General features: G+C 64.2%; 15 protein-coding genes and 1 pseudogene. 11 read left to right on the forward strand and 5 right to left on the reverse strand.

The features are described 5' to 3' along the window. Positions 1-94: 94 nt before the first annotated feature. Together CSC94_RS20840 and CSC94_RS20845 are read right to left on the reverse strand one after the other, a co-directional pair. Positions 95-547, reverse strand: a complete 453-nt coding sequence (locus CSC94_RS20840; protein WP_342585968.1) for a YqaA family protein — start codon at positions 545-547, stop codon at positions 95-97. A gap of 4 nt (positions 548-551) precedes the next feature. Beyond that, a complete protein-coding gene (locus CSC94_RS20845) occupies positions 552-2,654 on the reverse strand; it encodes a S9 family peptidase (protein WP_099308307.1) in 2,103 nt (700 codons plus the stop codon). A gap of 204 nt (positions 2,655-2,858) precedes the next feature. Here CSC94_RS20845 and CSC94_RS20850 point away from each other — a divergent pair, with 204 nt between their 5' ends. Further along, positions 2,859-3,491 (forward strand): glutathione S-transferase family protein, encoded by a 633-nt coding sequence (locus CSC94_RS20850; protein WP_099308308.1) that lies wholly within the window; start codon positions 2,859-2,861, stop codon positions 3,489-3,491. 10 nt (positions 3,492-3,501) lie between these two features. On the opposite strand, the gene msrB is transcribed toward CSC94_RS20850, so the two are convergent. Then, entirely contained in the window at positions 3,502-3,906 is a 405-nt protein-coding gene (gene msrB, locus CSC94_RS20855; protein ID WP_099308309.1) for a peptide-methionine (R)-S-oxide reductase MsrB, read from the reverse strand. A gap of 217 nt (positions 3,907-4,123) precedes the next feature. On the opposite strand from msrB, the gene CSC94_RS20860 reads away from it, so the two are divergent. The 8 genes from CSC94_RS20860 to CSC94_RS20895 all read left to right on the forward strand — a co-directional run bounded on the left by CSC94_RS20860 (position 4,124) and on the right by CSC94_RS20895 (position 10,739). Further along, positions 4,124-6,469, forward strand: coding sequence for a putative monovalent cation/H+ antiporter subunit A (locus CSC94_RS20860; RefSeq protein ID WP_099308310.1), 2,346 nt, complete (start codon positions 4,124-4,126; stop codon positions 6,467-6,469). A 4-nt stretch (positions 6,470-6,473) separates the two neighbouring features. Next, the gene (locus tag CSC94_RS20865; protein ID WP_099308311.1) at positions 6,474-6,893 is read left to right on the forward strand and encodes a Na+/H+ antiporter subunit B; all 420 of its coding nucleotides are present in this window, start codon (positions 6,474-6,476) and stop codon (positions 6,891-6,893) included. After that, on the forward strand, positions 6,893-7,270 hold the full coding sequence (locus tag CSC94_RS20870) for a Na+/H+ antiporter subunit C (RefSeq protein WP_099308312.1): 378 nt from the start codon (positions 6,893-6,895) through the stop codon (positions 7,268-7,270). The genes CSC94_RS20865 and CSC94_RS20870 overlap by 1 nt, the downstream gene beginning before the upstream one ends. Positions 7,271-7,277: 7 nt before the next feature. After that, positions 7,278-8,846 carry a Na+/H+ antiporter subunit D gene (locus CSC94_RS20875; protein ID WP_099308313.1) on the forward strand — a complete coding sequence of 523 codons (1,569 nt, stop codon included), beginning with the start codon at positions 7,278-7,280 and terminating at the stop codon, positions 8,844-8,846. Beyond that, a complete protein-coding gene (locus CSC94_RS20880; RefSeq protein ID WP_099308314.1) occupies positions 8,843-9,316 on the forward strand; it encodes a Na+/H+ antiporter subunit E in 474 nt (157 codons plus the stop codon). The genes CSC94_RS20875 and CSC94_RS20880 overlap by 4 nt, the downstream gene beginning before the upstream one ends. After that, positions 9,313-9,645 carry a cation:proton antiporter gene (locus CSC94_RS20885; protein WP_099308315.1) on the forward strand — a complete coding sequence of 111 codons (333 nt, stop codon included), beginning with the start codon at positions 9,313-9,315 and terminating at the stop codon, positions 9,643-9,645. The genes CSC94_RS20880 and CSC94_RS20885 overlap by 4 nt, the downstream gene beginning before the upstream one ends. Beyond that, positions 9,642-9,995, forward strand: a complete 354-nt coding sequence (gene mnhG / locus CSC94_RS20890; RefSeq protein ID WP_099308316.1) for a monovalent cation/H(+) antiporter subunit G — start codon at positions 9,642-9,644, stop codon at positions 9,993-9,995. Before CSC94_RS20885 ends, mnhG begins: the two co-directional genes overlap by 4 nt. A 312-nt stretch (positions 9,996-10,307) precedes the next feature. Continuing rightward, positions 10,308-10,739, forward strand: coding sequence for a Ros/MucR family transcriptional regulator (locus CSC94_RS20895; RefSeq protein ID WP_099308317.1), 432 nt, complete (start codon positions 10,308-10,310; stop codon positions 10,737-10,739). Positions 10,740-10,926: 187 nt separating this feature from the next. On the opposite strand, the pseudogene CSC94_RS25080 reads toward CSC94_RS20895, so the two are convergent. Then, positions 10,927-11,034 (reverse strand): annotated as a pseudogene (locus tag CSC94_RS25080) (cytoplasmic protein); the annotation flags it as partial. Positions 11,035-11,332: 298 nt separating this feature from the next. Between CSC94_RS25080 and CSC94_RS20905 the strand changes: the two are divergent. Next, positions 11,333-11,797, forward strand: a complete 465-nt coding sequence (locus tag CSC94_RS20905) for a helix-turn-helix domain-containing protein (protein WP_245408446.1) — start codon at positions 11,333-11,335, stop codon at positions 11,795-11,797. Continuing rightward, on the forward strand, positions 11,778-12,356 hold the full coding sequence (locus CSC94_RS20910; RefSeq protein WP_099308319.1) for a DUF6456 domain-containing protein: 579 nt from the start codon (positions 11,778-11,780) through the stop codon (positions 12,354-12,356). The genes CSC94_RS20905 and CSC94_RS20910 overlap by 20 nt, the downstream gene beginning before the upstream one ends. Before the next feature lie 12 nt (positions 12,357-12,368). On the opposite strand, the gene CSC94_RS20915 is transcribed toward CSC94_RS20910, so the two are convergent. Beyond that, on the reverse strand, positions 12,369-12,806 hold the full coding sequence (locus CSC94_RS20915; RefSeq protein ID WP_099308320.1) for a SufE family protein: 438 nt from the start codon (positions 12,804-12,806) through the stop codon (positions 12,369-12,371). Between the last annotated feature and the right edge of the window lie 130 nt (positions 12,807-12,936).

A 12,936-nucleotide genomic window follows, 5' to 3' on the forward strand; every position in this document is an offset into this window, starting at 1 on the left:
TCGAAGAAAATAGACGGTACGGGAAAAGTCAGAAAGCTACATAAGGCGTTTGCCGGGGCCGGCCAGAGGCTCTGGCCGGCAAACCGGCTTCGCTCTACCCCTGCAGACCCGCGGCCGCAAGCCCGGCGGCGAGGACCGCGTAGCGCCCGGTCTTGGCGATCGCGACAATGGCCACGAACCGCCAGAACGGCTCCCGCATCAGGCCTGCGATAACGGTCAACGGGTCGCCGATCACCGGCACCCAGCTCGCCAGAAGCGACCAGTAGCCGTAGCGGTGATAGAAGGCCTGGGCGCGTGCCACGCGGGCCGGCGGGGTGCCGCCGCCGGCCGCCTTGGCCCCGAACCGCGCGGCCTGCTTGCCCAGCCACCAGTTGACGCAGGAACCGAGCACGTTGCCGACCGAGGCGACGAGGACGAGCGCCAGCAGGGGCACCGATCCCGCCGCGACGAGTCCGGCCAGCACGGCTTCCGAGGTGCCCGGCAGCAGCGTTGCCGAGGTGAAGGCGGAGAGGAAGAGACCGGCCAGCAGGCTGGCAGTCAGTCCCACGGGCCTATCCCGCCTTGCCGGTCACCTTCAGCGCGAAGGCATAGGTATAGGCGATCTCCTCCAGCCGCGAAAAACGTCCGGAGGCCCCTGCGTGGCCGGCATCCATGTTGATCCGGAACAGCACCGGGTTGCCGGACGTCGAGAACTCGCGCAGCTTCGCAACCCACTTGGCCGGCTCCCAGTAGGTGACCCGGGGATCGGTCAGCCCGGCAACGGCCAGGATCGGCGGGTAAGGCAGGGCGGCCACGTTGTCGTAGGGGCTGTAGGCGGCAATCGTCCGGTAATCGGCTTCCGATGTGATCGGGTTGCCCCATTCCGGCCATTCCGGCGGCGTCAGCGGCAGCGTGTCGTCGAGCATCGTGTTGAGCACGTCGACGAAAGGCACCTCCGCGACGATGGCCCCGAAGGCCTCCGGCGCCATGTTGGCCACGGCACCCATCAGCATGCCGCCCGCGGAGCCGCCTTGCGCCACGATCCGGTCATGCGACGTGAAGCTTTCGGCGACGAGGTGATCCGCGGCTGCGACGAAGTCGGAAAACGTATTCGTCTTCTTTTCCCGCTTGCCTTCCTCGTACCAGTGGTAGCCCTTGTCCTTGCCGCCACGGATGTGGGCAATGGCATAGACGAAGCCGCGGTCCACCAGGCTCAGGCAATTGGTGTTGAACGCGGCGGGAATGGTGATGCCATAGGAGCCATAGCCGTAGAGCAGGCAGGGCGCCGACCCGTCAAGCGCCGTGTCCTTGTGGTAGAGCAGCGATACCGGGACTGTCTCGCCGTCGCCGGCCGGCGCCATCACGCGTCGCGTCACGTAATCGTCCGGATCATGCCCGGACGGCACTTCCTGCGTCTTCAGCAGCACCCGTTCACGTGTCGCCATGTTGTAGTCGAACACTTGCGACGGGGTGGTCATCGACGAGTAGGAGAAACGGATCACATCGGTGTCGTATTCCAGCGAGCCGATCAGCCCCAGCGAATAGGCCTCCTCGTCGAAGGCGATGGCATGTTCTTCTCCGCTGGCCCGCTCGCGGATGACGATCCGCGGGAGCCCGTCCTTGCGCTCCAGGCGCACGAGATGCCGCGCGAATCCCAGCGCTGCCAGGATCAGGCGGCCGGGCACATGCGGCACCAGTTCCGTCCAGTTGGCCGGAACCGGATTGTCAGCCGGCGCCGTCATGATCTTGAAATCCTTGGCGCCATCGGCGTTGGTCAGGATGAAGAAGATGTCGCCGCCTTCCTCCAGGTCGTATTGCAGCCCGCTCTGCCGGGCGGCAACAAGCTTCGGCTCGAAGGAGGAACCGTCTGCCGGCAGGATGCGGTATTCCGACGTCTCGTGGTCGTGGATCGAAATCAGGATGTGGCGGTTGTCGCGCGTCCCGCCGCAGCCCATGAAGAAGCCCGGATCGGCTTCTTCGTAGACCAGCCGGTCCTCGGCCGCGTCGCTGCCGATCCGGTGATAGAGCAGCTTGGACGGGCGATGGTTCTCGTCGAGACGCGAATAGAAGAAGCCGCCGGACTGCGCGTCCCAGGTGCCGCTGCCGCCGGTGTCTTCCACCCGGTCGGGAAGATCGCTGCCCGTCGCCAGGTCGCGCACCGTCAGCGTGAAGAATTCCGATCCCTTGTCGTCATGACCCCAAAGCAGGCGGGCATGATCGGGCGAATGGTCGGCGCTCGCCAGCCGGAAATAGGCCTTGTCCTCCGCCTCCTTGTCGCCGTCCAGCAGCATCTGGCGTTCGCCGCCGTCGCGCGGCGTGCGGAAGAAGCGCGGCTGTTCGCCACCGGTCACGAAGGAGGAGCCGTAGGCAAACGGGCCGTCCTTCATCGGAACGGAGGAATCGTCCTCCTTGATCCGTCCCTTCATCTCCGCGAACAGGGTTTTGCGCAGGTCTTCCGTGTCCGCCATCATGGCGCTCTGGTAGGTGTTCTCGGCCTCCAGGTGGGCACGGATTTCCGGGTCCAGGACCGAGGGATCCTTGAACATTTCCTGCCAGTTTTCCGCCCGCATCCAGGCATAGTCGTCGGATCGCGTGATGCCATGGCGGGTATCGGTCGCGCCGTGCCTGGGGGCGTGCGGCGCGGGCCGGTCGGGAAAAGCATGTGTCCTGGTCATGGCGTCCTGTCTGTCTTGCTGAAGGCGTGGCACCGGACCGCTGGCCGTTGCCCTGCTGCAGCCTTAATAGGGTTGGGCGAGGAAGAAAACACCCCGTGTCGCGGGCTCGAACACGGGGCCACGCCTCCGGGCCTCGCCGGCAGGACTTGATTGCGGCACGGTGCTTCGACAAGGTGATGGCCCGAACCCGCCGGAGTCTGCACCATGTCCAGGATCGCCTTTTACACCAACCCGATGAGTCGCGGGCAGATCGCCCGCTGGGCGCTCCACGAGGCCGGCGCCGAGTACGACGAGATCATCCTGGGCTATGGCCCGGAGATGAAGTCGATCGATTACCTGGCCGTCAACCCGATGGGCAAGGTGCCCGCGATCGTGCATGAGGGCCACGCCGTCAGCGAGGCTGCGGCAATCTGCCTCTATCTCGCTGATGCGTTTCCCGGGGCCGGCCTTCAGCCCGACGGACTGGCCGAGAAGGCCGATTTTCTTCGCTGGACCTTCTTTGCCGCCGGGCCGGTGGAGCAGGCCGTGGTGAACCGGTCGATGGGCTGGTCGCCCGGCGACGACCTCCAGCTCCAGGGCCGGCTGGGCTACGGCTCCTACGAGCGCACCGTGGGTGTCCTTTCCGCGATTTTCGAGACCCGCGACTATGTCTGTGGCGACCGCTTCACGGCCGCCGACATCTATGTCGGGTCGCAGGTCGACTGGGGTATCCAGTTTGGCACCATTCCGGAAACGCCGGCACTGCGCGACTATGCCGCGCGCCTCCGCGAACGGCCCGCCTACAAGGCAGCAAAGGCCATCGACGGCGCACATATTGCCCGCATGCAGGGTGGTTGAGCCTTTCCGCCTACGTCTCGTCGGGTTCAAACGTCAGCGCCACACCGTTCATGCAGTAGCGCAGGCCGGTCGGTGCGGGGCCGTCGTTGAACACGTGGCCGAGGTGTCCGTCGCAGTCGGCGCAGCGCACTTCCGTCCGGCGCATGAACCATGAACGGTCCTCGTGCTCGCTCACCGCTTCCGGCGCCGCCGGTTCGAAGAAGCTTGGCCATCCGGTGCCGGATTCGAATTTCGCATCGGAGCGGAACAGCGGCTTGCCGCAACCGGCACAATGGAACATGCCGTGGCGCTTTTCGTGGTTGAGCGGCGAGGTTCCTGCCCGCTCCGTGCCGTGCTTGCGCAGCACGTCATACTGTTCCGGGCTGAGTTGCGTGCGCCATTCCGCATCAGACTTCTCGATCTTTGTCTTGTCCACGCTGGATCATCTCCGTTCTTGAGCGGTTCCAATCACCGATATAGGGAGCCGTGCCGCTTTTTCATGGCGGGCCTGTGCTGTTTTCATTGAATAACCTGCAACCCGATTGCATTGCGGCAAGTCGTACTCTTGCCGCGCGCCCTACAATTCCATAATTGGAGGTCAGCGGGTACCGCCGGGGAGGGCGGGCCATAAACACAAGAAACCGGAACAGGACATGGCGTCGGCCCCGTCTCTCACCTTCCTTGTGCTTCTTTTGCCGTTTCTCGCGGCTGCGATCGCACCGCTGCTGACGCGCGCCCTGCGCCACAATGCAGCCTGGCTGCTGGCGCTCGTGCCGCTGTTCAACCTCGTCCATTTCGCCGGCTTCCTGCCCGAAATCGCCGCGGGCAGCCCGGTGACGGGCGGATATGCCTGGGTGCCGGAGGTCAATGTCAATTTCTCCTGGTACCTCGACGGTCTTTCGCTGACGTTCGCGCTGCTGGTGACCGGCATCGGGGCGCTCATCGTGCTCTATTCCGGCGGCTACCTGAAAGGCCACGAGGACCAGGGTCGTTTCTTCTCCTTCATCCTGATGTTCATGGGCGCCATGCAGGGCCTTGTCGTCGCTGACAATTTCCTGACGCTGTTCGTGTTCTGGGAACTGACGTCGATCACGTCCTTCCTGCTGATCGGTTTCGACCATTCGCGCGCGGCCTCGCGCCGCGCCGCGATCCAGGCCCTCGTCGTCACCGGTCTCGGCGGCCTGTCGCTGCTCGCCGGCCTGCTGGTGATCTGGAACGTGACCGGCGTTTCGGAACTGTCGCTGCTGCTGGCAACCGGGGACACGATGCGCGAAAGCCCCTTCTACCTGGCGGCCTTCCTGCTGATCCTCGGCGGCGCCTTCACCAAGTCGGCGCAATTCCCGCTGCATTTCTGGTTGCCCAACGCCATGGAGGCGCCAACGCCGGTTTCCGCCTACCTGCACTCGGCGACCATGGTGAAGGCCGGGGTCTACCTCCTGATGCGCCTCAACCCTGTCCTGGGCGAGACGGCACTCTGGGAAACCGTCCTGCCGATCTTCGGTGGCACGACGCTCATCGTCGGCACGCTGCTCGCCACGCGGCAGACGGACCTGAAGCTCATGCTGGCCTATACCACGGTCGCTTCGCTCGGGCTTCTGGTCATGCTGACCGGCTTCGGCAACGAGGGCGCCATCGCCGGCGCGGTGCTCTACCTGATCGCCCACTCGATGTTCAAGGGCGGTCTCTTCATGGTTGCCGGCCTGGTCGACCATGAAAGCGGCACCCGCGATATCACACGGCTCGGCGGCTTGCGCAAGGCCATGCCCGTTACCTTTGCCGCCGCCGTCCTCGCTGCCTTCTCAATGGGCGGCCTGCCGCCTTTCTTCGGCTTCCTGGCCAAGGAAGAGATGTATTACGCCATGGTTCAGGGCGATGCCTGGAGCATCGCCGTGCTGGCGACCGCCGTGATCGGCAACGGCCTGATGTTCGTCATCGGCTTCGCCGTGGCGTTGAAACCGTTTCTGGGCGAGCCGGTGGAAACCCCCAAGCATGCGCATGAAGGCCCGGTCCTGTTGTGGCTTGGGCCCGCCACGCTCGGCCTGTGCGGACTGCTCGCCGCGCTCTTCTCGGCCACCAGCCACGCCTATTTCTCCGGCCCGATGGCCAGCGCCGTGGCCGGCACCCCTGTGCCGGTCGAGATCACCGTGGTCCCGCACCCGGGCGCTGCGCTTTACCTTTCGCTTTTCACCATCGCGCTCGGCATCCTGTTCTACTGGAACCTGGAGCGAATCCGCGGGATGATGACGGCGCTGCTGAACGCCATTGGCTGGGGACCCGACAAGGGCTTCGACCAGGTCATGCGCGGCCTCGTCCGTCTCGCCGGCCTGTTCACGCGCGTGATCCACAACGGCAAGATGGAAGTCTACATGACGGTCACCTTCGCCGGGATCGCGCTGGCGCTGATCCTGCCGATGTGGCTTTTCGGCGAGGGACCGGCCATGCCGGCCTTCCCGCAGCTTCCTTTCTACGAATGGACGATCCTGGCCATCGCCGTGATCGGCATCGCCGCCGTCATCATCGCCAAGAACCGGCTGACGGCCATCGTCTCCCTGGGGATCCAGGGCTTTGCCGTGGCCGTCATCTTCATGCTGCTCGGCGCACCGGACCTGTCGTTCACCCAGTTCATGGTCGAGACGCTGTCGGTCGTCATCCTCGCCCTGGTCATGACACGCCTGCGCCTGTCGCCGGCCGATCACCGCCCGACCGGGGAAAAGCTGATGGACATGACCGTCGCGGGCCTGGCGGGCATCGGTTTCGGCCTGGCGCTGCTCAAGATCACGCAGATCCCGTTCGACAATTCGCTGACCGATTTCTTCAACGCCAATTCGCGGGTCATCGCCCACGGCCGCAACATCGTCAACGTCATCATCGTCGACTTCCGTGGCCTCGACACGCTGGGCGAAATTTCCGTCGTGATGATCACCGGCCTGGCGATCCTGGCGCTGATCCGCATCCGCAAGCCGCGTCGTGGCGCTGCCGCCGGAACGGGGGAGGGCTGAGACCATGCGCACGATCATCTTCCGCTCTGTCGCGCCCTACCTGACCAGCCTGATGGTGCTGTTCTCGCTCTTCGTGCTTCTGCGCGGCCACAATGAACCGGGCGGCGGCTTCATCGGCGGCCTGATCGCCGCTTCCGCCTTCGCCATCTACGGTATTGCCTGCGGCGTGTCGCCGGTCCGCCGGGCGATGTATTTCCATCCCATGGCGATCGCCGGTTTCGGCCTGTTTGTCGCCGCCATGGCCGGACTGGCTTCGCTGTTCGTCGGCGTGCCGTTCATGACCGGCCTGTGGGTGGAACCGGAATTCTTCGGCGTCACCTTGGCGCTGTCAACGCCGATGGTCTTCGACATCGGGGTCTACCTTGTGGTCGTCGGATCGATCACGTCGATCGCGCTCGCGCTCGAGGAAAGGGAGGACGACTGATGGAAACCGCGCTCTCGGTCCTCGTGGGCCTGTTCTTTGCCGTCGCGATCTATCTTCTTCTGTCCAAGCACACGATCAGGATCCTGCTGGGCGTCGCCCTGCTCGGAAATGCGGTCAACCTGCTGATCTTCACGGCCGGGCGCGTCCTGCGCGAGACCCCGCCGATCATCCCTGACGGGCTCTATACCCCGCCTGTCCCGGTCGCCAATCCGCTGCCGCAGGCGCTGATCCTGACGGCGATCGTGATTTCCTTCTCCTTCTTTGCCTTCCTCCTGGTCCTGGCCTACCGCGCCTACCAGGATATCGGCACCGACGACACCGACGAAATGCGCCTGGCCGAGCCCGAGGGTGACCGCCTGCCGCCGCTGGGATATTGAGGCAGTCATGGCCGGAGCCGCTTCCCCTCACGCCGACCTCGCCAGTGCCATGGTCCTCCAGCCGGTCGCTGCAGCCGACTGGCTGGTTGTCGCGCCTGTCGTCATTCCCATCGTTTTCGGCGCCGCCCTGCTGATGTTCCGCAAGGAAACGCAGCAGCACATGGTCGTTTCCATCATCGCTTTCGCGCTGCTCTTGCTCGCCGATGCCGCTTTGCTGTGGCGGGTCATCGAGCACGGACCGATCGTCATGACCATGGGCCGCTGGCTGCCGCCCTTCGGCATCACCTTCCAGGCCGATGTGCTGGGCGCCGGGCTCGCCACGGTGGCCGGCCTGGTCGCCTTTGCCGCCGTGCTCTTTTCCTTCCGCGATATCGACACCACGGGACGGCGCTACGGCTTCTACACGTTCTTCCTCCTGATGATGGCCGGCGTTCACGGCGCCTTCCTCACCGGCGACATCTTCAACCTCTATGTCTGGTTCGAGGTGCTTCTGATCTCGTCCTTCGGTCTGCTGGTGCTGGGGTCCGAGCACGAACAGATCGATGGCGCGGTCAAGTATGCGTTTCTGAACCTGGTCGCCACGACCCTGTTCCTGATTGCTGTCGGCCTGCTTTACGGCGCCTTCGGTACGCTGAACATGGCCGATCTGGCAGGCAAGATCGCTGCAGCCAAGGGGCAGGCGCCGGTCATGACGCTGGCGACGCTCTTCCTGTTCGCCTTCGCCATGAAGGCTGCGGCCTTCCCGGTGAACTTCTGGTTGCCGGCGTCCTATCACACGCCACGGATCATCGTTTCGGCCCTGTTTGCCGGCCTGCTGACCAAGGTCGGCATCTATGCGCTGCTGCGCGTTCTGGTCATGCTTTTCCCGGTCGAGCGCGACATGCTGGCCATCGTCATCGCCTGGGTTGCCGCCTTCACCATGGTGCTCGGCATCCTCGGCGCGCTGGCCCAGTCGGATATCCGCCGCGCCGTCGGCTTCGTCGTCGTCTCGGGAATCGGCGTCATGCTGGCGGGCCTGGCGCTGGGCAGCGAGCTTGGCCTGACCGCCGCCATCCTCTACGCCCTGCACTCGATGATCGCCATGACCGCCGTCTACATGCTGGTCGGCCTGATGGCGGAAGCCGGCGGGTCGGTATCCCTGCACAGCCTGGCGGGCCTGTACCGGGCGCATCCCTTCATGGCCGCACTGGCCCTGGTCCTGTTTTTTGCCGTCGCCGGCCTGCCGCCGTTCTCCGGCGTCTGGCCGAAGGTTTTCGTGGTCAAGGCGTCGCTGGACGTGGGCGCCTGGTGGCTGGCCTTCGCCGTTCTGCTGACCGGCCTGCTGACGACCATCACGCTCGGTCGCGTCTTCGCCCTGGCGTTCTGGAGAAATCATGCCGAGGAACCGGCGACCATGGTGCCTGGCGATCCGATCACGTGGAAGACCTATGCGCCCGTCGTGCTTCTGACCGCGGCCGTGGTCTTCATCGGCTTCTATCCGCAGCCGGTGCTGGATGTCGCCCACGCGGCCGCCCGCACCATCCTGTTTTCATCCGGCTACGTGAACGCGGTCCTGCCGGCGGGAGGTGGCGCATGAACCTCTATCTGGTCAATATCCTGCTCGCCCTGACCTGGGGGCTGATGTCCGGCTCCTTTTCGCTGGTCAACCTGATCTTCGGATTCGTCCTCGGCATGGGCGCCCTCTACCTCATCCGCGAGCAGGTGGGGTCGCTCGGGTATTTCCAGCGCGCCTGGCGCGTCCTTTCGCTCGCCTGGCTGTTCATCTGGGAACTGGTGCTCTCGGCCTGGAAGGTGGCCGTCATGGTCATGTCGCCGAACATGAATCTCAAGCCGGGCATCTTTGCCTATCCGCTCCGGGTGGACCGCGATTTCGAGATCACGCTTCTGGCCAACCTGATCACGCTGACGCCTGGCACCCTGTCGGTGGACGTTTCGGAAGACCGATCGACGCTCTATGTGCACGCGATCGACTGCTCCGATCCCGACAGCACGCGCGCCGACATTGCCGAAGGTTTCGAACGCAAGATCATGGAGGCGTTCCGGTGAGACCCGACGAACTGTTCCTGGCCGCATCCGAACTCATCGCGCTGGCGCTGCTGAGCGCCGCCTTCCTGCTGACCGTCTACCGGGTCGTCCGCGGGCCGACCTTGCCCGACCGGATTCTTGGCCTCGATATGCTGGTCGCCGCCGCCATCGGCTTCATCGCGGTCATCGGCATCCGGACCGGCTACACGCTCTATGTGGACATCGCCATTGCGCTGGGCCTGGTCGGCTTTCTGGCCACCGTTGCCTTTGCCCGCTTCGTGCTGGCGCGCGGCAAGACGGAAGGCGTTCTGCCACCCGGGCGCGAACGGGAGGTTCGGGACCGGACATGATCGAGATTCTTTCCAACTACCTCACCGGAGCCCTGCTGATCATCGGATCGGCCTTCGCGGTCGTCGCGGCCATCGGCATCAACCGCCTGCCCGATGTCTACAGCCGCATGCACGCGGCCTCCAAGGCGGGAACGCTCGGTTCGGGCGTGATGCTGATCGCGCTGGCCATCTATGCCCAGGACACGGGGACGACGCTGCGTGCGCTGGCCGGCGTGGTCTTCTTCCTGCTGACGGCCCCAATATCTTCACATCTTCTTGCTAAGGCCGCTTATGCTGTCGGCTACCCGATGTGGAAGGGAACAGTACTTGACGAAATGCCCCCGGATTCGCGGATCGGCGCCGACGATTGATTTCGCTTGGTCTCGCGACGGAAGGAAATTCCATTTCAGCGGGCAATTATTAAGAATCAATGCATTCAAATAAATATTCCAGTAACAATCATTCCGTGTAGAGTTTCAATTTCCCTTGGGGCAGGCCGAATTCCGCCAGCTCAAAACTAGGGGTCCGCAAGAACGCCAATATATTACTCTTGCAATTTCAAAAATGAATGCAATATATGGTGCGGTCAGCGCGACTCGCGTAGATGTGAAAAATCGCATTTCAGCCACATTCTAATCGCGTTGCAAAGAACAAGAAGCATTGATCGAAACGGGGCAAATGAAATGGAAACCACGCAAACATCTGAAGCAGGCGTAGAAAACCTGATCGAACTTACCGCCGATGTTGTTGCTGCCTATGTTAGCAACAATGTTGTTCCGGTGACCGAACTTCCGGTTCTCATCGCCGATGTCCACGCCGCGCTCGGCCGTGCCGGCGGAGCCCGGGTCGAAGGTCTGCCGATGGCTGAAAAGCAGAAGCCGGCCGTAAATCCGAAGAAGTCCGTTCACGACGACTTTATTGTTTGTCTTGAGGACGGCAAGAAGTTCAAGTCCTTGAAGCGTCACCTGATGACCCACTATGGCCTGACGCCGGAAGCCTACCGCGAAAAGTGGGGCTTGGATCCCAACTACCCGATGGTCGCGCCGAATTACGCGGCAGCGCGTTCGCGCCTGGCCAAGGAAATGGGGCTTGGTCGCAAGCCCAAGGAAAAGTGATCTGAGAAGATCAGTCCGGATTTCAGACAGGCGGTCCCCAGCGATGAGGGCCGCCTGTTTCGTTTCTTGGCCCCTCTTTGGCCCCGCTGCCCTGGCGGCAGCACCGCTCGGCACGCCGTGCCGAAGGGCGCTTGGACGGGAACGGCGGGATCCGCCGGCGAGGTCGCCAAGCCTCCAACACCCAGCCCTATTGGGCCGCGAGCCGGTCGCGCAATTGCCGCAACGCGACGTGCCGGTTGAAGTCGTAGCTCCAGTGACCGGCCAGGCCGCGCAGGCGCTCGCGCTCCAGTAGACGGCTCACCTTCGCCCTCATCGCCTGCAGCTTCGTCCTGTCCGCGGGGACTGGCCAGGGTGGCGTCTCTCCGCCTGTGCCATGGGCGGGCGTGGCGGACGTGATCCGGATGCCGTCCGGCGTCTGGTGCATGATGATCCTCCATCGTCTTGACGGCCTGCATCTTCCGCCCGCCTCCCTGCCTGTGGACAGCCCAGGGCTGTCGAGGGAAATTTCTCAACCACAAAGTTCCTGTTATGTTCACGCAAGCTCGGGTTCGGACTATAAGGAAAATAGTCCTGTCAAACTGGGAGTGCGGATCGTGGCTGAACCATTGAGAACTGGCGTCGAGGAAACGGCGAAGGGAGAGTGGCCGGCGGCGGTGCCCCTCGTTTCCGAGACCTGCATGGACCGGTTCGCACCGGCAGCAGCCTTGCCGAAGCGGCGTGACGAATATGCGGCCGCCGTCTGCGACGGGCTGATCGACCTGGTGTCCGACCTTTTCAACGTTTCGAGCAAGGAAATCCGCTCCCCCGGCCGCAACATCAAACCGGTCGTTCGCGTGCGGCAACTGGCCATGTACGTCGCCCATGTCGCCCTTCAACTGACGATGGGCGAAGTGGGCAAGGGCTTCGGCCGTGACCGGACAACGGTGGTTCATGCCTGCCACCTGATCGAGGACCTGCGCGACGATCCCGATTTCGATACCCTTGCCGGCCGTGTGGAATACCTCGCCACGCGCCTGTTTGCACAGGGAGGCATGGACCATGGCACCGCGGCCGAGTGACGGGCGCGCATCGCGCAGGCGCAAGGCCGTTGAAGCGCCCAAGACGATCGCGGCCGGCAGGATGAACCCGGCGGAATCGCCGCTCGCGGTTCTTGCCCGCCACAAGTCACGCGACGGATCGGCGTTTCTGACGCCCGCGGAGATCGAGGCCGGGGAACGGTTCCGGAGCGATTGCGAGAAGGCAAGCATCCGCCCCGGCCTTGGCACGAACTGGCAGTTCCAGGCTGCGTCCGGCCATCGCGGCGGCGGAGCAGGGGGCCTGGCCGATCTCACGGCGGCCGCGCTCGACGCCCGTCGCCGGATCGACCGTGCGCTGGACGCCGTCGGGCCGGACCTGTCCGGCCTGCTGCTCGATATCTGCTGTTTTCTGAAGGGGATGGAACAGGTCGAACTTGAGCGCCAGTGGCCGCGCCGGTCCGCCAAGCTCGTCGTGAAAACCGGGCTTGGCCTGCTGGCCCGTCACTATGGTCTCGTGCCGCGCGGGGGCGCGGTGCCCGGCAGGCTCCGCCACTGGGGAACCGGGGACCACAGGCCGACGCATGGGGTCCCGATGGATTGAGGCGCTGCGGGCTCAGCCGGCCAGGCGGCTTTCCGCTTCCTTGCGCATGCGGGCGATCATCGCCCGCACGCCGTTGGCCCTTTGCGGCGTCAGGTGTTCGTCCAGGCCAAGGTCGCGAAGCGTGCCCTCGGCATCCAGCGCAAGGATCTCGCTGGCGCGCTTGCCCGTGTGAAGCGCGATCATGATGGCGACCAGCCCGCGCACGATATGCGCGTCGGAATCGGCCCGGAACGTCATGACCGGATCGGCGCCGTCACCGGCATCGGTGACCAGCCAGACCTGGCTGACGCAGCCCTTCACCTTGTTGGTGTCGGAGTGCTCCGCTTCGGTGATCGCCGGCAGCTCGCGGCCGAGGTCGATGACATAGCGGTAGCGGTCTTCCCAATCGTCCAGGAAGGAGAAGTCCTCGCGGATGGATTCGATGGTCGGCAGGGTTCTGGTTTCGCTCATGCGAGCGATATAGAGCAATTGCAGCGAAAGTGGAAACCGGTTTCGCGTTCGCGATTGCGGCAGAGAAGAGCAATTGCAGCGAAAGTGGAAACCGGTTTCGCGTTCGCGATTGCGGCAGAGAAGAGCAATT

It is taken from the genome of Zhengella mangrovi (assembly GCF_002727065.1).
Lineage (GTDB): Bacteria > Pseudomonadota > Alphaproteobacteria > Rhizobiales > Rhizobiaceae > Zhengella > Zhengella mangrovi.